This window comes from Gottfriedia endophytica, from assembly GCF_017814275.1.
GTDB classification, from domain to species: Bacteria; Bacillota; Bacilli; order Bacillales; family Bacillaceae_G; genus Gottfriedia; species Gottfriedia endophytica.
The window spans coordinates 115,340-137,004 of sequence record NZ_JAGIYQ010000004.1; the positions used below are offsets into that span (position 1 = coordinate 115,340).

The 21,665-nt window shown below is 34.2% G+C and carries 25 protein-coding genes; 14 read left to right on the plus strand and 11 right to left on the minus strand.

Annotated features, from left to right (window positions below):
- Positions 1 to 36: 36 nt before the first annotated feature.
- Positions 37 to 795 carry an SDR family NAD(P)-dependent oxidoreductase gene (locus J5Y03_RS07250; RefSeq protein ID WP_209404089.1) on the minus strand — a complete coding sequence of 253 codons (759 nt, stop codon included), beginning with the start codon at positions 793 to 795 and terminating at the stop codon, positions 37 to 39.
- A 262-nt stretch (positions 796 to 1,057) separates the two neighbouring features.
- Here J5Y03_RS07250 and J5Y03_RS07255 point away from each other — a divergent pair, with 262 nt between their 5' ends.
- Complete coding sequence (locus J5Y03_RS07255) at positions 1,058 to 1,459, plus strand: MerR family transcriptional regulator (protein ID WP_209404091.1); 402 nt, start codon at positions 1,058 to 1,060, stop codon at positions 1,457 to 1,459.
- A 427-nt stretch (positions 1,460 to 1,886) separates the two neighbouring features.
- On the opposite strand, the gene J5Y03_RS07260 is transcribed toward J5Y03_RS07255, so the two are convergent.
- From J5Y03_RS07260 to J5Y03_RS07270, 3 genes are read right to left on the minus strand one after another with little or no spacing between them, the layout of a single operon-like run.
- Positions 1,887 to 2,690 carry a DUF4097 family beta strand repeat-containing protein gene (locus tag J5Y03_RS07260; protein WP_209404093.1) on the minus strand — a complete coding sequence of 268 codons (804 nt, stop codon included), beginning with the start codon at positions 2,688 to 2,690 and terminating at the stop codon, positions 1,887 to 1,889.
- The gene (locus J5Y03_RS07265; RefSeq protein WP_209404095.1) at positions 2,683 to 3,243 is read right to left on the minus strand and encodes a DUF1700 domain-containing protein; all 561 of its coding nucleotides are present in this window, start codon (positions 3,241 to 3,243) and stop codon (positions 2,683 to 2,685) included. The genes J5Y03_RS07260 and J5Y03_RS07265 overlap by 8 nt, the downstream gene beginning before the upstream one ends.
- Complete coding sequence (locus J5Y03_RS07270) at positions 3,236 to 3,559, minus strand: PadR family transcriptional regulator (protein WP_209404097.1); 324 nt, start codon at positions 3,557 to 3,559, stop codon at positions 3,236 to 3,238. Before J5Y03_RS07270 ends, J5Y03_RS07265 begins: the two co-directional genes overlap by 8 nt.
- A gap of 560 nt (positions 3,560 to 4,119) precedes the next feature.
- Here J5Y03_RS07270 and J5Y03_RS07275 point away from each other — a divergent pair.
- From J5Y03_RS07275 to J5Y03_RS07295, 5 genes are all read left to right on the plus strand, one after another.
- Positions 4,120 to 5,049, plus strand: coding sequence for an ABC transporter ATP-binding protein (locus J5Y03_RS07275; RefSeq protein WP_209404099.1), 930 nt, complete (start codon positions 4,120 to 4,122; stop codon positions 5,047 to 5,049).
- Positions 5,046 to 6,152 (plus strand): ABC transporter permease, encoded by a 1,107-nt coding sequence (locus tag J5Y03_RS07280; protein WP_209404101.1) that lies wholly within the window; start codon positions 5,046 to 5,048, stop codon positions 6,150 to 6,152. The genes J5Y03_RS07275 and J5Y03_RS07280 overlap by 4 nt, the downstream gene beginning before the upstream one ends.
- 392 nt (positions 6,153 to 6,544) lie before the next feature.
- Positions 6,545 to 7,456 (plus strand): glycosyltransferase family 2 protein, encoded by a 912-nt coding sequence (locus tag J5Y03_RS07285; RefSeq protein WP_209404103.1) that lies wholly within the window; start codon positions 6,545 to 6,547, stop codon positions 7,454 to 7,456.
- 105 nt (positions 7,457 to 7,561) lie between these two features.
- Positions 7,562 to 8,545, plus strand: coding sequence for a YeiH family protein (locus tag J5Y03_RS07290; RefSeq protein WP_209404105.1), 984 nt, complete (start codon positions 7,562 to 7,564; stop codon positions 8,543 to 8,545).
- A 58-nt stretch (positions 8,546 to 8,603) separates the two neighbouring features.
- Positions 8,604 to 9,275, plus strand: coding sequence for a uracil-DNA glycosylase (locus J5Y03_RS07295; protein WP_209404107.1), 672 nt, complete (start codon positions 8,604 to 8,606; stop codon positions 9,273 to 9,275).
- A 60-nt stretch (positions 9,276 to 9,335) separates the two neighbouring features.
- Here J5Y03_RS07295 and J5Y03_RS07300 read toward each other — a convergent pair whose 3' ends face one another.
- Positions 9,336 to 10,148, minus strand: coding sequence for a Cof-type HAD-IIB family hydrolase (locus J5Y03_RS07300; protein WP_209404109.1), 813 nt, complete (start codon positions 10,146 to 10,148; stop codon positions 9,336 to 9,338).
- 492 nt (positions 10,149 to 10,640) lie between these two features.
- Between J5Y03_RS07300 and J5Y03_RS07305 the strand changes: the two genes are divergently transcribed.
- Together J5Y03_RS07305 and J5Y03_RS07310 are read left to right on the plus strand one after the other, a co-directional pair.
- Positions 10,641 to 10,916 (plus strand): DUF5327 family protein, encoded by a 276-nt coding sequence (locus tag J5Y03_RS07305; RefSeq protein ID WP_209404111.1) that lies wholly within the window; start codon positions 10,641 to 10,643, stop codon positions 10,914 to 10,916.
- A gap of 19 nt (positions 10,917 to 10,935) precedes the next feature.
- Positions 10,936 to 11,304 (plus strand): DUF423 domain-containing protein, encoded by a 369-nt coding sequence (locus J5Y03_RS07310; RefSeq protein ID WP_209404113.1) that lies wholly within the window; start codon positions 10,936 to 10,938, stop codon positions 11,302 to 11,304.
- A gap of 50 nt (positions 11,305 to 11,354) precedes the next feature.
- Here the strand turns inward: J5Y03_RS07310 and gerQ are convergent, their stop codons facing one another.
- Both gerQ and J5Y03_RS07320 read right to left on the minus strand, forming a co-directional pair.
- Positions 11,355 to 11,804: a spore coat protein GerQ gene (gene gerQ, locus J5Y03_RS07315; RefSeq protein ID WP_322099557.1), complete on the minus strand. Its 450-nt coding sequence runs from the start codon at positions 11,802 to 11,804 to the stop codon at positions 11,355 to 11,357.
- Positions 11,805 to 11,836: 32 nt separating this feature from the next.
- Positions 11,837 to 12,259 carry a cell wall hydrolase gene (locus J5Y03_RS07320; RefSeq protein WP_209404115.1) on the minus strand — a complete coding sequence of 141 codons (423 nt, stop codon included), beginning with the start codon at positions 12,257 to 12,259 and terminating at the stop codon, positions 11,837 to 11,839.
- Positions 12,260 to 12,751: 492 nt separating this feature from the next.
- On the opposite strand from J5Y03_RS07320, the gene J5Y03_RS07325 reads away from it, so the two are divergent.
- Together J5Y03_RS07325 and J5Y03_RS07330 are read left to right on the plus strand one after the other, a co-directional pair.
- Positions 12,752 to 14,122 (plus strand): aldehyde dehydrogenase, encoded by a 1,371-nt coding sequence (locus tag J5Y03_RS07325; protein ID WP_209404117.1) that lies wholly within the window; start codon positions 12,752 to 12,754, stop codon positions 14,120 to 14,122.
- Positions 14,123 to 14,464: 342 nt separating this feature from the next.
- A complete protein-coding gene (locus tag J5Y03_RS07330; RefSeq protein ID WP_209404119.1) occupies positions 14,465 to 14,782 on the plus strand; it encodes an ArsR/SmtB family transcription factor in 318 nt (105 codons plus the stop codon).
- Positions 14,783 to 14,834: 52 nt separating this feature from the next.
- On the opposite strand, the gene hemQ is transcribed toward J5Y03_RS07330, so the two are convergent.
- Positions 14,835 to 15,581, minus strand: a complete 747-nt coding sequence (hemQ, locus tag J5Y03_RS07335) for a hydrogen peroxide-dependent heme synthase (RefSeq protein WP_209404121.1) — start codon at positions 15,579 to 15,581, stop codon at positions 14,835 to 14,837.
- 245 nt (positions 15,582 to 15,826) lie between these two features.
- Between hemQ and pta the strand changes: the two genes are divergently transcribed.
- Positions 15,827 to 16,798 carry a phosphate acetyltransferase gene (pta, locus tag J5Y03_RS07340; protein ID WP_209404124.1) on the plus strand — a complete coding sequence of 324 codons (972 nt, stop codon included), beginning with the start codon at positions 15,827 to 15,829 and terminating at the stop codon, positions 16,796 to 16,798.
- A gap of 50 nt (positions 16,799 to 16,848) precedes the next feature.
- Here the strand turns inward: pta and J5Y03_RS07345 are convergent, their stop codons facing one another.
- Both J5Y03_RS07345 and J5Y03_RS07350 read right to left on the minus strand, forming a co-directional pair.
- Positions 16,849 to 17,700, minus strand: coding sequence for a lipoate--protein ligase family protein (locus J5Y03_RS07345; RefSeq protein WP_209404126.1), 852 nt, complete (start codon positions 17,698 to 17,700; stop codon positions 16,849 to 16,851).
- Between the two features lie 154 nt (positions 17,701 to 17,854).
- Entirely contained in the window at positions 17,855 to 18,676 is an 822-nt protein-coding gene (locus J5Y03_RS07350; RefSeq protein ID WP_209404128.1) for an RsfA family transcriptional regulator, read from the minus strand.
- A 287-nt stretch (positions 18,677 to 18,963) separates the two neighbouring features.
- On the opposite strand from J5Y03_RS07350, the gene J5Y03_RS07355 reads away from it, so the two are divergent.
- The gene (locus J5Y03_RS07355) at positions 18,964 to 19,191 is read left to right on the plus strand and encodes a DUF1450 domain-containing protein (protein ID WP_209404130.1); all 228 of its coding nucleotides are present in this window, start codon (positions 18,964 to 18,966) and stop codon (positions 19,189 to 19,191) included.
- A gap of 91 nt (positions 19,192 to 19,282) precedes the next feature.
- Positions 19,283 to 20,596: an HD domain-containing protein gene (locus tag J5Y03_RS07360; RefSeq protein WP_209404132.1), complete on the plus strand. Its 1,314-nt coding sequence runs from the start codon at positions 19,283 to 19,285 to the stop codon at positions 20,594 to 20,596.
- Positions 20,597 to 20,663: 67 nt separating this feature from the next.
- Here the strand turns inward: J5Y03_RS07360 and J5Y03_RS07365 are convergent, their stop codons facing one another.
- A complete protein-coding gene (locus tag J5Y03_RS07365) occupies positions 20,664 to 20,849 on the minus strand; it encodes a 2-hydroxymuconate tautomerase (RefSeq protein WP_209404134.1) in 186 nt (61 codons plus the stop codon).
- Positions 20,850 to 20,973: 124 nt separating this feature from the next.
- Between J5Y03_RS07365 and J5Y03_RS07370 the strand changes: the two genes are divergently transcribed.
- On the plus strand, positions 20,974 to 21,642 hold the full coding sequence (locus tag J5Y03_RS07370; RefSeq protein ID WP_209404136.1) for a site-2 protease family protein: 669 nt from the start codon (positions 20,974 to 20,976) through the stop codon (positions 21,640 to 21,642).
- Positions 21,643 to 21,665: the final 23 nt, after the last annotated feature.

Sequence of the window (21,665 nt, forward strand, 5' to 3'; positions counted from 1 at the left end):
ACTTTAAATATCGGCTTTTGGGATTTTCAAAAATTACTATCTTATTCTCGTCACATAAGGATAAATCGGATCTCTTAATGAGAAGTCATACGTTTCTCCATTCACAATTCCTACCACTTTCTCGCTGTCATATAAATCGAGCAAGAACCCAGCCATTTGTTTAGCTGTATGATATTTAGGGACAATACCTTTATATTCAAAATGATCAACATCAATGGAACGTTTAGCAAATTCAGTCTCTGTTGCAGCAGGAGCCAAGACCTTTGCTTGCATGGCTGCTCCTTTTTCTTTCAATTCTTGTGCAAGACCTTCTGTAAAGGCACTTACATAGAACTTAGTCGCGCAGTAGGTCACAGCATCAGCAACAATTGTGTAACCTCCTCCTGAAGAAATATTGATAATTTGCGTTCCTTCAACATCTGTATAGTCACGTACATAAAGAGAAGATAGAACGGTTAATGCTTCAATATTCAAATGGAGCATTGTCTCAATTTTATTTAAATTTTGTTCACCAACGGAAGCAAAGTTTCCAAACCCAGCATTGTTGATCCAGGTCTCGATCTGATAATCCTGAAGACTTTCGTAAAATTCATGAACATTAGCAGTAACAGATAGGTCAACAGTTCGAATAACAACATCCAGGTCTGCGTTAATGTCAGCCACTTTTGACTTTAACTGTTCCAATTCCTCCGTTCTGCGAGCTGCTATGATTAAATTTTTTCCACGAGCTGCAAAAGCTAGAGCAGCTTCATACCCAATTCCTGAACTGGCACCTGTAATAACTGTGTATTTCATAAAAATTCCTCCTAAATTGTATTCAATTAATTTTATCCCGCATTAGCGGGCAGTAGGACCCCCGCCTCAAGATTCCAAGAGAAACGAGTAAGGTAGGTGGGGGATAACTGCCCGTAAAAGCCCGATTGGGTGGGCTAACCATCAGTGGGGGATGAAGATAACCCTACTGATGGAAGTTTTACTTTATTGTGAACGAACTATGAGTTGATTATAATAAGTAGAGTAAACTCTAGGTCAAGAAAAAATAATGTGGGGGTTTCTTATGCATTCCATTGGTGAAGTGGCAAAAATTTTAGGGGTAAGTATACATACATTGAGGTATTACGAAAAAGAAAAAATTATAACTCCTTTTCGTGATGACAGTGGAGACAGACGATATAATGAATCACATATTAAATGGTTACAATTTGTTATCAAGTTAAAAGAAACACAAATGCCCATCGCTAAAATAAAGAAATATGCTTCATTATTTTTAGAAGGAGACCATACCACGTTAGAACGATTAAATCTTTTAGAAGAACATAATCAATTTATTAAAAAACAAATCAAAACATTACAAGCAGTGGATGAGATGCTTGAACATAAGATTGCAGCATACAAAGATTTTATTAATGGCGATGGTAACTTATCTATAGGGGAGAAGGAGCATCCGTCAATTAGATAGCAACTTTTTCAACCGATTAAGAGAAATTCGAGAATGTTTACGGAGTTCTATTTCATCGAGTAAGTAATTGCCGATAATTATGTAGGATTTAATAATCAAATAAGAAGAAATACAAAAATAACCAGTTTCTTAACCTACAAGAAATCGGTTATTTTTATTTGGCCCTTTTTTAAAGAATTGTTGCTTTTAAGTATTGTAACTTTTAAGACAGAAGTTGGTTGGAAAGGAAGGATGCTCGACTCCTGTGGGAAATGGGGGAAGGCTGAGACCCCGCAGGAGCGTATGCGACGAGGAGGCTCAGCTCACGCCCCAAGGAAAGCGAGCATTCTGGAGTGGAAATCAACTTACACATACTGAAATAGCAACAATATAATCGAAAACAGTCTTTTATTTAAAAAATGATAATCTTAATACTGTTTTATACTGCTTATTTCGTTACAGTAATTGATCCATTATCAGTTGATAGTTCGATTAGATTATCGCCGTTACCAATTACCGCATTACCGTTGTATTTACCTAGGATATTAATACTTCCGTTATCCGTATGAGTATTGAACGTTACATTTGTTGGTTCTTTTTCAGTTTGAATTAAAATACTACCATTATTAGATTCAAAATTTAGTTTATGATTTAACTCCTTTGTAATCAAAGAAATTTTCCCGTTATCAGTTATACCTTTAATTTTCCCATCAACATGATCAAGGCTGATTTGGCCATTATTTGACTCTACGTAAGTAGAAATAGAAGTAATATTTTTAATCTTAACACGCCCATTATCAGTAGAAGCTGTCAGACGGTTGATCTTCATGTTATTTAATTCAACTAGACCGTTGTCGTTGTAAATTTTTATAGAATTATATTGTTTTTCAGGTAAAAAGACTTTAAGAGTTAACTTTGTTGAAACAAAATCAAAAGTATAAAATTTAAATTGTTGATATCCTTGTTTAATGGAAAGTGTATTGCCATTTACTTTAGCTGATAAACTTTGCTTTGTATCGGACTTTCCTCTTCCAGACAATGTAACTTTTGCTACTGTATCGTTTGTAGGAATAATTTTTACCTCGGCATTGTCACTTTCTAGTTGTACAGATGTAATATTTTGATTATCAATTACCTTTTCTATAGAAACAGATTCTGTTTTGTTAGCCGTTCTAAATGTTAGTAGACTTCCTACTGTACCAACTATTAATAAAAATAAAGCAATAATAGAAACTTTTTTTATATTAACCACGCTTTAAGCCACCCTTCACAATTGATGCGTTATATTTTAAATAACGTACAAAGCCATTAACGACTGATTTTGTTACTGGTAACATGCCAATTAGGATAAATAGTCCAATTCCACAAAGTGCTAGAGAAATGAATAAGCTAAAAAATTCAAATGTTCCGAAATTAACAACCGCATCTATAAGGACTAGTAGGGGGGCAAGCACAAATCCAATTCCCATTACCCAACCAGATAAAAGGAGCGCTAGTAAAGCAAGAAATGGGCCAAGTACAATAACTAAATTGAAAAATCCTAATCCAATAACTGCCCAGACTGCACGTATGATATTTCCTGTAGTTACGGTTGCTTCTACTTTTTCAAGATGGTACGAAGCAAGTAATTCTTTTGCAATTTGAGTTGGAGAACCAAGAGAAGATGCAATCTCCTCTTCAGTTTTTCCTTCCTCGAGTCCTATAGCGAAATGCTCCTCATAATCTTGCAAAATATCATGACGTTCGTTTGATGAAAGTTTCTTTAAAGATAAATTTAATTGTTTTAAAAACTTTTCTTTATTCATTTTTAACACCTTCCATTATTAGTTGATTTACACCGTTCGAAAATTCCTTCCATTCATCAATAAGCTCATATAAATAAGTTCTGCCTTTGTCAGTTAGTTGGTAATACTTACGAGATGGACCTTCAGATGATTCTTGTAAATAAGTCGTAAAATATTCTTCTTTTGTTAATCGTCTTAATAATGGATAGACGGATCCTTCAGAAATTTCAATCTGGTCTGAGATTCTCTGAACCAACTCATAGCCATAACGATCTTTTTTATCTAGTAGCACAAGTACACAAAGTTCCAACACGCCTTTTTTAAATTGTACGTTCAATGTTTAATCACCCACTTGATATTAATTAGTACTGTATATTGTATGGTACTTATTTGTAAAAAGTACCAATTAATTACAATTTATCATTTAGTATTGTTTATTGCAAGGTACTGAATATAGGGAAGTTCTGACTATTTTCGACATTCATTCATTTTTATAAGGAAAAGAAAAGGAAATGAAATAAAATTAATAGCCTGTTTTCGTATACATTGTTCCTATTTCAGTATATGTAGGTTGCTTTCCACTCCAGGATGCTCGCTTTCCTAGGGGCGTGAGCTGAGCCTCCTCGTCGCATACGCTCCTGTGGGGTCTCAGCCTTCCCGCATCTCCCACTGAAGCCTGGGCACCCTTCCGTTCCAATCAACTTCTGCCTTTTAATTTACATAACCTAAAAGCAACAATCATTAAAAAAGAGCTAATTAATATAAAGGAGAATGAAAGGCTAAAATCGAAGTTAGAAGTTAGAAAATTCTAATATTTATTTTATAATTAAAAAAATACATGAATAATAACATGATAAAATAGTATAGAAATAGATTTTTATTGAAGGGAATGAATTTATGAGTGAATCTTCAGCAATTATTGAGGTAAGTAATTTAAAAAAGCGTTATGGGAATTTTTATGCTGTAAATGGTATCAGCTTTGAAGTAAACCGCGGAGAAGTCTTTGGTCTTCTTGGACCAAATGGGGCGGGAAAATCAACAACGATGGAGATGCTTGTAGGCCTTAGAAAGCCTGATGAAGGAACGGCAACAATTGCAGGTTATTCACTTCAGAAGCAAAATAATCAAATTAAAGAACAAATTGGTATTCAATTGCAGTCAACGTCCTTATTTGAATTATTAACTGTGAAGGAAATTATTGAACTTTATGCAAGCTTTTATAAAAAACATATTCCGATCGAACCATTAATTGATGATATGATCTTAACTGAAAAAAAGAATAGCTTAGTAAAAAGTTTATCAGGTGGTCAAAAACAGCGGCTAGCAATTGCACTTGCAATCGTACATGATCCACAAATAATCTTCTTAGATGAACCAACTACTGGTCTTGACCCTCAAGCTAGAAGAACGCTTTGGGATATTGTTTTAAAGTTAAAAGAACAAGGCAAAACGATTGTATTATCTACGCATTACATGGATGAAGCACATGTACTTGCTGATCGTATTGGGATAATGGATCAAGGCAAATTAATTGCGCTAGATACTCCTAATAACTTAGTTAATAATATTCAAGTTGAAAGTGCAATTGAATTTAAAACACGTATTCCTCAAAAATCAGAGCTATTTGTTCCACTTCAATCTGTTACGAATGTAGTCATCAATCACGATTTTGTTACATTATATACGAATAATTTACAAGATTCATTGATTGCATTGTTAGAGTTATCGAAAGATCAGCATATTGAATTTTCTGATCTAAATACCCGAACATCTACACTTGAGGATGTATTTTTACATATGACAGGAAGGGGGCTAAGAGAAGAATGAGAGCTTATTTTCAATTAACTCTTGCTCAGCTTAGAATTTACTTTCGAAATCGACAAGCAATGATATGGACATTAGTATTTCCATTCTTTTTTATGATTATATTTGGCTTATTATTTAATGATGGGAATAATGCGACGTATTCTGTTAAACTGGTTGATTTAGATCAATCTCAAACAAGTAAACAAGTAGTTTCGATTCTGGAAAAACAAAAACCTTTGAAAATAAACGAAGTTACACAAGAAGAGAAAGCTAAAAATTTATTAAAAAATGGAAAAACAGATTTTGTTATCGTTATTCCGAATGGTTTTCAACAACAAATTCCTAAAAATGCAACGACTCAACCAGCCAAAATAGAAGTTTTATATAATGAAAAAAATATTTCTCAAGTTCAAACAGGTTTAGCAGTTATACAAGCGACGGTTGATGGAGCAAGTAAAGCGATTTCGAACTATGTTCCAAAATTTGCAATTCAACAAAAAGGAATTTCTGGGGTTACACTAAAGTATTTAGACTTTTTAGTGCCAGGTATTGTTGCAATGCAAATTATGAATAGTAATTTAAACGGTGTGGCAGGCCAAATTGCATCTTGGCGTGAAAGAGGTGTACTTCGTCGTATGCAAGGTACAACCTTAAGAGCTTCTACATTCATTGCAGCTCAAATAACTGCTCGTCTTATTTTAAATAGCCTTCAAGCAATGCTAACGATATTAGTTGGTTATTTTGCTTTTGATGTGAGCATACGAGGCTCATTTTTACTTTTAATATTATTTGTAGTACTAGGAACATTAACATTTATGAGCATTGGTTTCATTATTGCTAGTTTAGCAAAATCGCCAGAAAGTGCTGGCCCGATTGCAGGATTTATCTCATTTCCTCTAATGTTTTTAGGAGGAGTTTTCTTCCCTGTATCTGGAATGCCTTCCTACTTACAAGGCTTTGTCAAAACAATCCCAATTACACATCTTTCTAGTGCGATGAGGGAAATTATGAATACTGGAGCATCTTTTTCAGATTTATCATCTGATTTTTGGTGGTTATTAGTATGGATGGTTGTAAGTTTTATTATTGCTACAAAGGCGTTTCGTTGGGATGTAAGTAAATAGTATATAGGTTTTCTGAGTAAAAAAGGGTCTTATCATTTAGCGATAAGGCTTTTTTTCATTCTTCAGTATTGTAGATCCATTAAAGATAAATTGTTTTTAAAAGGCTCTTTTCTAAAGATTGTTGCTTTTAGGATTTGTAATTTAAAAGAAAGAAATTGATTGTAACGGAAGGGTGCTCGACTCCTGTGGGAGATGCGGGAAAGCTGAGACCCCACAGGAGCGATAGCGACGAGGAGGCTCAGCTCACGCCCCAAGGAAAGCGAGCATCCTGGAGTGGAAATTACACATACTGAAATAGCAACGATGTATACAAAAACAGTCTTTTAAAATGAATGATAAAGTACATGTTGTCTGATAATAAGTAAAAGTCTATTCATAATAGGTGAGACATGATGAAAATTTCAATAATTGTATACTGCTACAATGAAAGTGACAATCTAGAAAAATTTCATTACAATTTATCGGAAGTTGCAAGGAATTTAGAAACTGATTATGAGATCATCTATATAGATGATGGAAGTGAAGATACGACTTTTGTAATCATGCAAGTACTTGCCCAGCACAGTAGTAATGTGAAATATATTTCCTTAAGTCGACATTTTGGAAGAAATGGTGCTGTTTGTGCAGGATTAGAGCACGCAAAAGGTGACGCGATGGTAGTAATGGATGGCAACTTTAGTCATCCACCGTATGTCATTCATGACTTAGTGGGTGAATATAAAAAAGGATTTCATCAAGTGATTGCCAAAAATCAAAATCAAAAAAGTTCTCCAAAATCGATTGAACAGAGAATTTTAAGTAAATTCATTAACTACTCTATTTTGGATGGAGAATCTGATTATCGTTTGTTAAGTAGAAGAGCAACGAATGCCATTTTAAGTATGCCCGAATCGAACCGTTTTTCAAATGGGTTATATGAATGGATAGGCTTCAAATCAAGAGAAATTTCATTTGTATTAACTTCTCGTATTGTAAAAAAAGAAATAAAGATAAGTCGGCTAAAAATCGTAAGTAATATGTTAGAAAATATTTTATGCTACAACACTCGCCCATTAAGAATGCTAACAAAGCTAGGGATTATCTTAACTTCTCTCGGTTTACTTTATTATATTTGTAGCATGTTTATGGTGATTATGTTTGGCGAAAGAATTCCAGGCCATTTTACAATTATGAGTGGGATTATTTTGTTTTGTGGGCTACAATTAGTCATGGTAGCATTGATCGGAGAATATATAGGGAAAATATATTACGAGACAAAAAGAAGACCACATTACATAGTCCAAGAAACAAATTATGATGAATGACAATGATTAAATTGATAATGGATGCCTAATAAGTAGGGTAAAGGGACAAGGGGAATCTTGTCCTTTTATGTGTTAGAAACAAAGAATCTGAGGGAGAGAGGCATAATGAGAACGATATTACCTGGTCTGATTTGGTGCTTAGGAATTGCAATAATAAGTAAATTCGTAGCTGTTACATTACTGCCTGAAATAGGAGCTGCTACAATTGCAATTTTTTTAGGAATGATTGTAGGGAATACATTCGGAAAAGGGGATTACTTAAAAAAAGGAACTAAGTTTTCGGAAAGTAAGCTGCTTGAAATCTCTGTTTTTTTATTAGGAGCAACAGTTAGTTTTAATACTCTTCGGTCTCTAGGATTACATGGAGTAGGTTTCATAATTTGCCAGATGAGTATCGTCATTTTCATTTCAATCATGTTAGGGAAGAAATTAAATATGACTAATGATTTTGCATACCTCATGGCAAGTGGAAATGCAGTTTGTGGAAGTTCTGCGATCGCTGCAACTGCTCCTGCGATTGGTGCAAGTGAAGAAGAAAAAGGGCTAGCGATCACAATGGTTAATATTACAGGAACTGTATTAATGTTATTATTACCGTTTATTGCTGGCCTGCTGTATCATCATGAAACAAATCATACATCTGCTCTTATTGGTGGAGTTCTACAATCGGTTGGTCAAGTTGTTGCTAGTGGAAGTATGGTCAATAACGATGTAAAACAGCTATCCACACTTTATAAGTTAGTCAGAGTAATTCTTTTGGTTGTTGTCGTCATTCTATTGGCTAACTTAAAAAAACATGGAACAACCAACCAGGAAAAACGAAAAGTAAAAACAAGAGTACCTTGGTATGTTATTGGATTTGTTGCAGCTTGTTTATTATATAGTGTAGGACTAGTACCTAATGTTATTTCAAATGGATGTAAAATCATAAGTGGCTATTTAGAGATAATAGCTCTTGCTGGGATAGGAATGAATGTTAACATTAAAAAGATACTATCTCAAGGGAAGAAGCTAACTTTATATGCAACAATAATAGGGATTAGTCAAATTGTAACAGCGGTTATTTTTATTGAACTATTTCTTTCATGAAAATTTGAATAATTAATTATTTCTTGGGAAATATCGTCGAAGAAAGGGGAAACATGAAATGTTCGTAATTCCAGAAGGATGGACAAACTATTTAGAATCAGAAATAGATAAACCATATTTTATAGATCTTAAGACCTTTTTAACGAAAGAATATGAAGAGAATGTTATTTATCCTAAAAAAGAAGATGTACTAAACGCGTTAAAATATACAGCTTTTGAAGATGTAAAAGTTGTCATTATCGGACAAGACCCTTACCACCAACCTAATCAGGCTCATGGATTGAGTTTTTCGGTTTTGCCTGGAGTGAAAGTTCCTCCTTCACTTCGTAATATTTTTAAAGAGTTAAATAGTGATGTTGATTTTACTATTCCGTCTACTGGTTATTTAGTTCCTTGGACAGAGCAAGGTGTTTTAATGCTAAATACAGTGTTAACAGTAAGAGAAGGTGAGCCAACTTCACATAAAGGAAAAGGTTGGGAGATTTTTACAGATCGTATATTGTCGATAATAAATGAAAAAGAAACGCCAGTCATTTTTGTTCTTTGGGGGAAACATGCACAAACAAAAGAAAAGTTACTGACAAATGAAAAACATCATATCATAAAAGCAAATCATCCAAGTCCTTTATCTGCAAGCAGAGGCTTTTTTGGTAGTAAACCATTTTCTCAGATTAACGAGATTCTCGAGAAGAATGGAAGTCAGAAAATTAATTGGGACTTAAATCAATAACTTAACAAATAAAAAGAGCATTCTCTTATTAATGATTTAATAAGAAAATGCTTTTTCCATTTAATAGGCATTTAAAATAAATTTTTCTACAACTTTTGCAACACCATCGTTATTATTCGTATCAGTTATATAATCTGCCTGGCTCTTAATGTCATCAGCTGCGTTTCCCATTGCAACTCCAAGTCCAGCAAACTTAATCATAGGTAAGTCGTTATATCCATCGCCAATTGCAATTACTTCATCCTGTTTAATTCCTAAAATTTGTATTAAGTGATTTAAGCTCTTGCCTTTATCAACTTCAAAGTTAGTTAACTCTAGGAAAAATGGTTTCGAACGCATTACACTTATTTTTCCTTCAAGTTCCTTTTGAAGCGTTTGTTCAACAATTTCAAGCTTTTCAGGGGCTTCTAACATTAGTAATTTGACCACATCATTCTGAATATGTTCAACAAAACTAGGGACTTCCTTAATGTCCATTCCAGTTAGGTCACCCTCAATATCAGTGAAAGGATTCCCTTTTTCAGTAATAATTTCATCACCAACATAAGTATGGACAAATACATTATGTTTTTTACTTAATTCATACAGTTCATGAGCTTGTTCTTTTGTTAAAGTACACTCATATACGTTTTCTTTTGTTTTGTAATCAGTTATAATCCCACCGTTAAATGAAAGAACGTAACTACCATACTCCTGAAGAAGTAATTCTTCAGCAAGATTATGCATACCATAAGTAGGTCGACCAGATGCTAGTACTACTTTTACTCCTAGTTCTTGTGCCTTTAAAAGAGAGTCCTTCGTTCTTTCTGAAATAACTTTCTCATCAGTTAATAAGGTATCATCGATATCTAGTACGATCATTTTATAAGTCATTTTATATCCACCTCAATGTAATCTAAGGTGCTAGTATACACCAAATGTTATATAAAAAAAATATTTAAACTGGTTTTCTATTATAGTATTTAAGTTTTGTAAGTAGATATGTAATAAAAATAGGGAAAGTGGAAGAAGAGGGATAAGCAGGATCGCTTCCACTTTTCTGTATTGTCTAGCTCCAGCGGATACCTCCTCGGCCATTTCGCAAAAACAAAGTGAAGGGAAAAATCACCCTTCTCTTTGTTTTCACTCCAATGTCTGTCGGAGGTAAGCGATCCGCCTCCGCTTTTCTGTATTGTCTAGCTTCAGCTCCCATCTCCTCGGTTGTTTCACAAATAACTTATGAAGGGAAAACCACCCTTCCTAAGTTATTTGCTCCAACGTCTGTCGGAGGTAAGCGATCCGCCTTCGCTTTTCTAGTTTGCGCAGGAGTTCTTTTGAGTAGTATACTAATGGTAAGAAAGTGGATTTGGTTGAAAGTGGTGTATTATGTTGAAAATCAGTTTAGATCAAGTGTTGAGTCAAATGAGTAATGAAATTGGAAAGATAAAAGTCAATCAAGAGGATGTAATGAAGGTTCGTGAACATATGGCTAGTATTCGTACGTTGTGCGACTTAGTACTAGGTAGTGATCAGGAACAAACTATACATAATAATAATCAAATATTTGAGCCAGCAAAAGTTATTAATCAGCCATTTAGCGCTAAGTTATCTAGTAATCCGATAACTGAAAATAATGAAGGTGGTTCTTTATTAGATTTTTAGGATGAAGTGAGGGAGAAAAATGAAAGTTTTTTTAGTGCTTGGATGTTTGTTTGCTTTTTTATCAATAGCAATAGGAGCTTTTGGTGCTCATGGGTTAGAAGGGAAAATTTCAGCCCATTCTTTGCAAATTTATAAGACCGGCGTTCAATATCAAATGTTTCAAACAGCAGGTATTTTTCTAGTTGCTTTATTGTTAGATAAGTTCGGTTCCTCTACTACACTTACATGGGCCGGTTGGTTAATGGTTCTTGGGATAGTATTATTCTCTGGTAGCTTGTACGCTTTAAGTGTAACAAATGTTAAAATCATTGGTGCAATTACCCCGATCGGTGGAGTCTTATTTTTAGTATCATGGGTATTAGTAGCAATTTCAGTATTAAAATCATAATGATAAAAGGCTGTCTTACTATTATTAGTAGACAGCCTTTTAGTTATTTCTTACGTTGGGAAAGGATAAGTAATTTGTTCATCAAATGTAATATAGTCTAAGTATATTTGTAATAAAATGTATGTTTTATTCGAGTTTACATCTTTTAAAGCTATATGGTCACGTCCAGCACCTATGATGTATCCAACAAATACCTGTTCTTGAGTTTGACCAGTAAAGGTCATATACACGGTGGCGATTTTTCCACGATTAGCACGTAGAATATTTTCAACATAAGATTGCTCTAAAAATGCAGCGGGACTAGGAGCTGCAGTCGCTAGTTGCCCAGGTTGCATAGGTTGCATAGGCTGCCCAGGTTGCCCTTGAGGTGGCAAGTAACCTCCAGATGGTTGCATAAATCCAGCACCCTGCCCAAGTTGAGTTGCTTGTTGAGCGGGTGTATGTTGTGGTTGAGTAACTCGAGGGAAATTTGGATAGACCCCATTAAATTGATTGCTCACGAAACGCCCTCCCCTTATGATTCATCATTTTTTTAGTAAACAGCCGGACAATCGTCTGCTGAAGGTTGGTAAAAACAATGACTTTTGAATCTCCCTGCATTTTCTTGGTTAAACCAAGTAGGTGGGCAATCACCAACAGGTTTGAAAAACCATAAAGAAAAATTAGCAGGCCAATACCTTTTTCCGGCAATTACTTTTCTGGCAAGTGCGATATCTTGTTCACGTGCACGTTGATAAAAATAGGATTTTTGTACAGCTTCAAAACCACCTGGATTTTGATAAACCATCTGGGTGATACTATCAATATGTTTAAAATCTAGACAATCGCACAATACCCGATTAACACAAACGTTTCCAACCATTAGCATTCCTAGTTGTCCTTCACCTTCAGCTTCAGCACGCATTAAACGTGCTAGTAATGCCACTTCTGCCTCAGTATATCTAATAACAGCCATAAAGATCCTCCCTATCCGATGATGTATTTTACTTTTGTATGAATTCTAATTCGGAAGTTAGAGGGTTAATTTTGCATAATCGCTACTGTAAACATATGAATAAACTTCTCCTAGTATGACAGGTTATTTCATAATTTAAATTAAATAAATATCAGTTTGTTTTATCCCGCATTAACGGGCAGTAAGACTCCCACCTTAAGATTAAGAGGAATGCGAAGAAGAAAGGTGGGTGATAACTGCCGATAAAAAGCTGGATTGGGCGGCCTGGCCATCAATGGGGATAAAGAAAACACCCACTGATGGGAGTTTCACTTTGTTTGCGGGATTCTTGCGTTTGAAATAAATCATATAAATATAGTAAGCTTTGAAGGAATAGAAAATACCGGACCGCAAAAAAAGAGGAAATTTAATTAGTTATGTTTAAATAATTAAACATTCAATCCATTGAACATTATTGAAAGAAGTAGTTTTCATGAGATAAGGGGAGAAAAAATGGAATTTGTAAATGAGATATTTCTAAAGCAAAAAGCATTTTTTAATAATGGTAAAACAAAGGAGTACCATTACCGTATTGAAAATTTAAAAAAGTTAAAGGCAATTATAAAAAAATATGAAGATGAGATTTTAGATACTTTAAATACTGAATTACGTAAACCTCATTCAGAGAGTTATCAAACAGAACTAGGGGTTACCTACGAAGAAATAAATATCACAATTAAAAATTTAGCGAAATGGATGAAGCCAAAAAGGGTGAGAACACCGATTACTCATTTTGGAGCGTCTAGCACGATTTATTCGGATCCGTATGGAGTCTCTCTCATTATTGCTCCATGGAATTATCCAATTCAATTGTCATTTGCTCCATTAATAGGTGCAATTGCAGGTGGAAATTGTGCAATTCTTAAACCGTCTGAATTGACCCCTAACATTTCTTCTCTTCTAAAGAAAATAATTAACGAAGTCTTTGAAGAAGATTATATAGCTGTTATAGAAGGAGGAGTTGAGATTAGTACAGAGCTTTTGCAAAAACGCTTTGACAATATTTTCTTTACCGGAAGTGTTCCTGTAGGAAAGATCGTTATGGAAGCCGCAGCAAAGCACTTAACTCCATTAACACTTGAATTAGGTGGGAAGAGCCCGGCAATTGTCGATCAAACTGCTAATATAGATTTAGCTGCAAAGCGGATTGTATGGGGGAAATTTACGAACGCTGGTCAAACATGTATAGCACCAGACTATTTACTAGTTCATAAATCGGTTAAAGAAGAATTGCTAGATAAAATGAATCATTATATTGAGGTCTTCTATGGTGAAAAACCATTGGAAAGTAACCGATATGCATCGATTGTAACCGAGAGACACGCAAACAGATTAGCAAGCTTTATTGAGGAAGCTCATATTGTTAGAGGCGGAGCTTATGATATTGAAAATCGATATATTGAGCCAACTATCATTGATCAAGTTTCACTTAGTGACGGTATAATGAACGAAGAAATTTTTGGTCCAATTCTTCCTATCTTTGAATTTGATCAACTAAATGAATCAGTTGAATTTATTAAGCAATTTGAAAAACCACTAGCATTATACTTATTTTCAAATGATCGTTCTGTACAGGAGCAGATAATGAAAAATATTACATTTGGTGGTGGATGTATCAATGACACCTTAATGCATATCGCTTCTGCTCATCTACCGTTTGGTGGTGTGGGTCAAAGTGGACTTGGATCGTATCATGGAAAAGCTAGTTTTGAAGCGTTCACTCATCAAAAAAGTGTAGTGCGCCAAACAACACTATTTGATTTACCATTGCGTTATCCAAATAGTAAAAATGGTATTTCGATTATCAAAAAGTTGCTGAAATAAATCGAGAATATAAAAAAACCATCTCTCATGATGTTTTTTAACGCTCGTTTCTAAAAGATTGTTGCTTTTGAGATTTGTAACTTAAAAGACAGAAGTTGATTACAACGGAAGGTGCGAGACTCCTGTGGGATTAGCGGGAAGGCTGAGACCCCGCAGGCTTGCCGAGGAGGCTCAGCTCACGCCCCACGGAAAGGGAGCATCCTGGAGGTGTAATCAACTAACGCATTCTAAAATAGCAACAATCTATACGAAAACAGCCTTTTTAAAAGTGAAATTTGTATTTTAAAAGAGGGATAATTATAATACTATTAAACATTTAAACAAAATAACAAAGGTGATTTGATGGACAATTTTACAGAAAAAGATGAAGCAATTCGTCTATTTAGAGATAGCATTCCAATTTTCCAGGCTCTTAGTGACCCTGCTAGACAAGATATTATTATTTTATTGGATGAGCAAGGCCAATTAAATGTAACAGAAATCGCAAATCATTCGAAACTTTCACGTCCTGCAATATCACATCACTTAAAAGTGCTACGTGATATTGGACTCGTTTCTATTGATCAAAGAGGTACTCAGCGGTATTATTCTTTATCATTGAAAGATAGTGTTGAAAAATTAAAAGCTTTAATAACAGTCGTTGAGAAAACCTGTTTATAAATGATGAGTACCCTAAAAATCAAAGTTTTTAGGGTACTCATTTTAAATCGTATTAAACGTATAAGTATTTTGCAAAGCTTTCTTCTTTTAAAATTGTTCCAACAAAGAATGATCCAAATACACCGTATCGTGCACTTACTTCATCAAAACGCATTTCATAAATTAGTTTTTTAAACTGAAGTACATCCTCGGCAAATAGAGTAACTCCCCATTCATAATCGTCAAATCCTACCGAACCAGTAATAATTTGTTTAACTTTTCCTGCATATTGACGACCAATCATGCCATGGTCATACATTAATTTTTTGCGATCGCTTGAAGGAAGCATGTACCAATTATCTTCACCTTCACGTTTTTTGTCCATTGGATAGAAACAAATATAATTCGTTTCAGGAAGTGCAGGGTATAAACGTGAACGTACTTGTGGATTTTGATATGGATCTCCATCTTCTGCACTTAAATAGTTACTTAATTCAACAACTGAAACATAAGAATATGTAGGAATCATGTATTGAGAAAGTGTTGTTTTGTTAATTTCTGTTTCTATGTGAATTAATTCATCCATCGTTGGACGTAAAACCATAAACATAATATCAGCTTTTTGCCCTAGGATGTTATAAATTGCGTGACTACCTTCTCCAGTTTTTTTTGAATCATTCCATTTTGAAAATACTTGTTGGAATTCAACAATTGCTTGTTGGCGCTCATCGCTGCTTAGAAGTTTGAAAGAATGCCAGTCAATGCTTCGAAAATCGTGTAGACAATACCAACCTTCTAATGTTTTTGCTGCTTCACTCATTTGTTTGTCCCCCAATTATCAATGTATAGTACTAATTTTAATATAGCATAATATTAACAAAATTATCCTTAATAAAGAACTAAACAAAATAATTTACTATACCTTTTTTGTCTAAAATGTGAAAAATTTAGAATAAACTTATTTTTGTTTTTCGCTAAAGAATAGGGGATAATAATTTTCATTATTGTAAAAAAGATTTATTCTAGATAATGGATAAACTTTTTGCAAGCAAGTAGGAGGAAAAAATGAGTAATTTATTTGAATCAGTAAAACAAAAAGTAACAGGAAAGAATATTAAAATTGTATTACCTGAAGGAATGGATGAAAGAATTTTAGAAGCAGCAGATCGTCTAGCTAAAGAAAATGTTGTTAATCCAATTTTAGTAGGTAATGAAACTGCAATTAAAGAAAAAGCTGGCCAATTAGGGTTTGCATTAGAAGGCGTAGAGATCTTAGATCCAAATACATATACAGAAATGGATGCATTAGTTGCATCATTTGTAGAGCGTCGTAAAGGAAAAGCTACAGAAGAACAAGCTAGAAAAATATTATTAGACGAAAACTATTTTGGAACAATGCTAGTCTATACAAATAAAGCAGATGGTCTTGTAAGTGGTGCTGCGCATTCAACAGCTGATACAGTTCGTCCAGCTTTACAAATTATCAAAACAAAACCAGGTGTATCAAAGACATCAGGCGTATTCATTATGGTTCGTGGCGAAGAAAAGTATGTTTTCGCTGATTGTGCAATCAACATTGCTCCAACAAGTCAAGATTTAGCTGAAATTGCAATTGAAAGTGCAAAAACAGCTCAATTATTTGATATCGAACCAAAGATTGCGATGTTAAGTTTCTCAACAAAAGGTTCTGCGAAATCTCCTGAAACAGAAAAAGTTGCAGAAGCAGTTAAAATTGCAAAAGAACAAGCTCCTGAATTGACATTAGACGGTGAATTCCAATTTGATGCAGCATTTGTTCCTTCTGTTGCAAAAAGTAAAGCACCAGGCTCTGTTATCCAAGGTGATGCAAATACATTCGTTTTCCCTAGCTTAGAAGCAGGTAACATTGGATATAAAATTGCACAACGTTTAGGAAACTTCGAAGCAATTGGACCAGTATTACAAGGTTTAAATATGCCAGTAAATGATCTGTCTCGTGGCTGTAACAGCGAAGACGTTTATAAATTATCAATTATCACAGCTGCACAAGCTTTATAATGAATTAAGGCTATCTAATGAGGTTTTCGCCTCTTTAGATAGCCTATTTTTTATTCCTGATCAATTAAGACTTGAATTTTCTCGTTTCGGTCAATCATTCGCCCTAGATGGTGTTGATATAAATCAATTTCATTTCCATTTAAACTAGATGGAGTAATGACATCTGCTAGACTACTTAACGATTTTAACAACCTAACCATAACATCTTGAACGGTGAAATTTGTATTTAACAATTCAGAAAGAGATGCCATAGTCATGGGGTTGATTGATGGATAGGTAGTACGAGTATTTTCGCCTTTTATAGCTAGTTCATAAAAATCTCTTACAATTGAAGCTCTGTTTGAGCCACTACCATTCACGCAAAGATAAATTTGAACTGCCACTCCATTTCGAATACGTCGTTGTGAAATCCCAGCAAATTTTTTATCATCGATACTTAAATCAAAATCTCCTGGACAATAAGATCCGACAATTTCCTTTGCTTCAATAGAGGAAGTCATATCTTTAAACATGTCTTGAATTAGTGCGTACATTGTTTCGTAGCCATCATTAATTTTCAATTTCTTATCATCATCTGGAAGTAAAAGAGAAATATTTAAGACACCTTCATCTAGTACTACTGCCAAGCCTCCAGAATTTCGAACGATTGCATGAAATCCTTGTGATTTTAAAAATTCTATTCCGTCTTCAAGATAAGGAAGTCTAGAATCTTGGATTCCAAGAACAATTGTATTATGATGAACCCACGTTCTTACTGTAGTTGGGGATTCATTTTTTCCTATCATTGTACAGAGTGTGTCATCCATTGCGAATGATTGGATCGCTTGGAAATTAGGTCCTAACGTAGAGCCATCGATCAAACGTATGGTATCCTGCTCTAGGCGTTCTAAGTGTTTGTTCATACTAAAATCTCCTTGCAAAAATACTTATTTCCATCTTAGCATTTTCAAAGATTTGTACAAGTAAATAGAGGATGGAAATTAAAGCAAAGCAAAACCTAGTTACATAGAATAAAAAAACCTTTATGCACAGTGTACATAAAGGTTTTGATTCATTTTATTCTGCTATTTTTTCTAAATTACCGTTCTTATCCATTCGAAATGATGTTGCCACAGGTTTTTCTTCCTCTTCAAATAAAACTAACTTTCTAGCACGGTTCATAATCTTCATCATTGTTTCATAGTCTTCTTGAACCGTAGTTGCATCTTTTTCTAATTGATTAACTTTTTTGAGTAGCTCTTGGTTTTGATGTTGAAGCGATAAAATATCACGTTTTAATTGTTCATTCTCTTTTTGTAAACGGTCACTAGCAATATTATTAGTAGAAAGGCTTTGTAAAAATTGAATGACATCGAACATAGTTATAGATGCTTTTTTCGTAAAAGTAGTAGTTGGCTGATTGAATGATGGTTGTACTGTAACTGCCTGAGTATAAGCGGGTGCTTCTATCACTTCAGCAATTTCTGCTTCTTCATTAGTTTCTTCGTTAGTGTCGAAAGGAATAGATTCATTATCCATTTCCATATTAAAATCAAAATCAACTTCATCATTTAAGTATTTATCTAAATCGCTAGATAAATCGGTTTCTAAAAAAGTAGATTGAGAAGGTGTATATAGTAGTTTTTTCTTTGCTTCTTCTCCTTTTGCATGACGAAGCTTTTCTTTGCGAAATTTCTTAGAAATTTGTAAAGCTTTTTCATAATTGTAACGAACTACTGCATTCCAACGAAAACCACATGCAGCAGAAGTACGATCTAAAATATCTCCTACTTCTTCAAATGCATTTAGTTGCGTACTACCCTCTCTTACATGACGTAAAACGGTTTCTGCTAATAATAAGTCATTCTCTTCTGTCCAAGCATCTTGACGGATTTTCATAAAAAAACTCCTCTCATTCCAAAGTTTTTTGATTTATAAATAAATTTTCCCCTCAATATAGTAGAGGTGTTTAGTTGAAGTTTGGACAATTTTTATAAAAACTATACAAACCTTTTAAAAAATTAGTAGAATCATAATTCAGGTACAAATTACAAAACTTGCATGTAGGAATGGGAACGAGTAAAATACTGCATAGTATGTTTAATTGACAAAACACTATTAATGAATAGTTTAATTTTGTGTCCTCAGGGTATACTTTTTATGAGGAACAGAAGGGGTTGTAACGCATGTCAAATGAGTTTAGAATATGTGATGATTGCCAGGCAACAAATATTAAAACATTGATGCCTCGTTTAAAAAGAATAGATGAAAATGCAGATATTAAAGTTGGATGTCAGTCTTATTGTGGGCCTGGTAGGAAGAAATCATTTTGCTTTGTAAATAATCGTCCACTATCGGCTCCGAACGAAGATGAATTAATTGTTAAGATTAAATCAAAATTAGGTAAAAACTAGGCGTTCCTTCACCATAAGGAGCGTTTTTTTTATAATCTATCTGTTATAATGTGTAAGAAGAAATATAGATAGGTAGGAAGGAGGGCAATAGATGACTTACGCAACTCAAAAGCTATATGAAGAAAAAGTTTTTAAAGATCCAGTTCACAGGTATATTCATGTTCGCGACCGAGTCATTTGGGATTTAATTGGCACGAGGGAATTTCAACGATTACGCCGAATAAAACAGCTTGGAACTACATACTTAACATTTCATGGGGCTGAGCATAGTCGTTTTACTCATTCGCTAGGGGTATATGAAATCATACGTCGAATGGTGGATGATGTATTCTCTGGAAGACCAGAATGGAATAATGAGGATCGTTTGCTGGCTTTGTGTGCGGGGTTATTACATGACGTAGGACATGGCCCATTTTCACATACCTTTGAAAAAATTTTTAATTTAGATCATGAAGAATTTACGAGATATATCATTGAAGGCAATACTGAAATTAATAAGATCTTAAAAAGGGTAGGAGAAGATTTTCCTGAAAAGGTTGCTGCGATTATTGCAAAAACATCACCAAATAAACTTGTAACAAGTATGATTTCTAGTCAGATTGATGCTGACCGAATGGATTATTTATTACGTGACGCTTACTATACAGGTGTGAGCTACGGGAACTTTGATATGGAGCGTTTACTACGTGTTATGAGACCACGTCCAGACGGCATTGTAATAAAACAGTCAGGGATGCATGCAGTAGAACATTATTTAATTAGTCGCTATCAAATGTACTGGCAAGTGTATTTCCATCCGGTATCAAGAAGTGCAGAAGCAATTTTAACGGGTATATTAAAACGTGCAAAAGACTTACATAAGGATGGCTACCAGTTTAATTATGTTCCCGTCCATTTTTCAAGTTTGTTTGAAGGGAAAATTGATCTAGAAGAATATGTGAAGCTAGATGAGTCGGTGCTCCTTTACTACTTCCAAGCTTGGCAGGAAGAAGATGATGAGATTTTACGTGATTTATGTACGCGTTTCTTGAATCGAAAGTTATTTAAATTTGTCGATTTTAAAGCAGAAACGGATACCGATCAAATCATGTTACTAAGTAAATTGTTCGAAGAGATCGGACTTGATCCAAAGTATTATTTAATTAGAGATATTATGTCTGATGAAGCATATGATTACTTTAGGTATGGTGAAGAGGAGAGTAAAAAACCTATTTTACTTTTATTAGCAAATGGTGAAATTAAAGAAATTTCTAGACGATCAGATTTAGTCGAAGGCATTACAGGAAAGAAATTAACGGACTCGAAGTTATTTTATCCACACGATTTGATATACTACAGTCAGCCAAATGATGTTAAAAAGAAAATTATCGAAATAATCGAAGGAATGGCCGGTAATACAAAATAAAAAACGGAAGATTGAACTACTTCCGTTTCTTTCTGTTTTTTTCTGAGTTATGTAGATTAGTCAGTTATTATTGGTCACTTAAGCGTTTGCCAGCAACAGCGTAGTGGTTTTTTGACATTTCTTCAATAAATACAACAATGTTTTCAACTGGAGCACCTGATGTCTCAGATACAGCTGCAGTTACTTTTTCAACTAAAGCTTTTTTTTGCTCTTCAGTACGTCCTTCAAGCATTTTAACAGTTACATATGGCATAATAGAATAACCTCCTTTAGATGTCTCAACTAGTATTATACCTGATAATTAGAGGCATAAACGGTAGAAAAATAAAAATTTTACAATATAGTAATAGTGTAATAAAAACGGAAAGGGGAAATAAATGAATCTACATTTGGCATATCCGTTAAAAGAGTTACCTTTAGTTTTTCTAGTATTGGCGATCGCTTTTTCAGTACATGAGTTTGCACACGCGTTCGTTGCATACAAATTTGGAGACCCAACTGCACAAAAACTAGGCCGTTTAACATTGTCACCATTGAAACACCTTGATCCAATTGGGACAATTGCTATTTTACTATTCGGTTTTGGTTGGGCTAGACCAGTTCCAGTTAATCGATATAATTTTAAAAATCCAAGATTGGCAGGTATTTTAACGACTATAGCTGGACCAATCAGTAATTTTCTTTTGGCCTTAATTGGAGTAATACTTTGGAATATATTAATAAAAGTTAGTTTGGACACATCTATGTCTTCTGCATTGTTTCAAACATTGTTTGATTTCTGCCAATATTTTGTTAGTATAAACGTTGTTTTATTTGTATTTAATTTAATACCACTTCCTCCTTTGGATGGTTACAGAGTTATAGAAGATCTAGTTCCAAACGATTTACGAGCTAAGATGTCACAATACGAAGCATATGGCTCAGTAATTTTTCTAATTTTGGTACTTACTCCATTAGATCGTTATACGATTCAACCGATTTTTAATGTTGCAGTACCAACGGTATTACATTTTATTTCATCAATTGTTTCACCATTTTTCACGTAGAGATTAGGAGGTTTTGAGTTAGT

Bases quoted from the DNA above. Each gene is read 5' to 3' on its own strand.
- J5Y03_RS07250 (WP_209404089.1), bottom strand. From the start codon at position 795: ATGAAATACACAGTTATTACAGGTGCCAGTTCAGGAATTGGGTATGAA.
- J5Y03_RS07255 (WP_209404091.1), top strand. From the start codon at position 1,058: ATGCATTCCATTGGTGAAGTGGCAAAAATTTTAGGGGTAAGTATACAT.
- J5Y03_RS07265 (WP_209404095.1), bottom strand. From the start codon at position 3,243: ATGAATAAAGAAAAGTTTTTAAAACAATTAAATTTATCTTTAAAGAAA.
- J5Y03_RS07275 (WP_209404099.1), top strand. From the start codon at position 4,120: ATGAGTGAATCTTCAGCAATTATTGAGGTAAGTAATTTAAAAAAGCGT.
- J5Y03_RS07280 (WP_209404101.1), top strand. From the start codon at position 5,046: ATGAGAGCTTATTTTCAATTAACTCTTGCTCAGCTTAGAATTTACTTT.
- J5Y03_RS07285 (WP_209404103.1), top strand. From the start codon at position 6,545: ATGAAAATTTCAATAATTGTATACTGCTACAATGAAAGTGACAATCTA.
- J5Y03_RS07290 (WP_209404105.1), top strand. From the start codon at position 7,562: ATGAGAACGATATTACCTGGTCTGATTTGGTGCTTAGGAATTGCAATA.
- J5Y03_RS07295 (WP_209404107.1), top strand. From the start codon at position 8,604: ATGTTCGTAATTCCAGAAGGATGGACAAACTATTTAGAATCAGAAATA.
- J5Y03_RS07300 (WP_209404109.1), bottom strand. From the start codon at position 10,148: ATGACTTATAAAATGATCGTACTAGATATCGATGATACCTTATTAACT.
- J5Y03_RS07305 (WP_209404111.1), top strand. From the start codon at position 10,641: ATGTTGAAAATCAGTTTAGATCAAGTGTTGAGTCAAATGAGTAATGAA.
- J5Y03_RS07310 (WP_209404113.1), top strand. From the start codon at position 10,936: ATGAAAGTTTTTTTAGTGCTTGGATGTTTGTTTGCTTTTTTATCAATA.
- J5Y03_RS07320 (WP_209404115.1), bottom strand. From the start codon at position 12,259: ATGGCTGTTATTAGATATACTGAGGCAGAAGTGGCATTACTAGCACGT.
- J5Y03_RS07325 (WP_209404117.1), top strand. From the start codon at position 12,752: ATGGAATTTGTAAATGAGATATTTCTAAAGCAAAAAGCATTTTTTAAT.
- J5Y03_RS07330 (WP_209404119.1), top strand. From the start codon at position 14,465: ATGGACAATTTTACAGAAAAAGATGAAGCAATTCGTCTATTTAGAGAT.
- hemQ (WP_209404121.1), bottom strand. From the start codon at position 15,581: ATGAGTGAAGCAGCAAAAACATTAGAAGGTTGGTATTGTCTACACGAT.
- pta (WP_209404124.1), top strand. From the start codon at position 15,827: ATGAGTAATTTATTTGAATCAGTAAAACAAAAAGTAACAGGAAAGAAT.
- J5Y03_RS07345 (WP_209404126.1), bottom strand. From the start codon at position 17,700: ATGAACAAACACTTAGAACGCCTAGAGCAGGATACCATACGTTTGATC.
- J5Y03_RS07350 (WP_209404128.1), bottom strand. From the start codon at position 18,676: ATGAAAATCCGTCAAGATGCTTGGACAGAAGAGAATGACTTATTATTA.
- J5Y03_RS07355 (WP_209404130.1), top strand. From the start codon at position 18,964: ATGTCAAATGAGTTTAGAATATGTGATGATTGCCAGGCAACAAATATT.
- J5Y03_RS07360 (WP_209404132.1), top strand. From the start codon at position 19,283: ATGACTTACGCAACTCAAAAGCTATATGAAGAAAAAGTTTTTAAAGAT.
- J5Y03_RS07365 (WP_209404134.1), bottom strand. From the start codon at position 20,849: ATGCCATATGTAACTGTTAAAATGCTTGAAGGACGTACTGAAGAGCAA.
- J5Y03_RS07370 (WP_209404136.1), top strand. From the start codon at position 20,974: ATGAATCTACATTTGGCATATCCGTTAAAAGAGTTACCTTTAGTTTTT.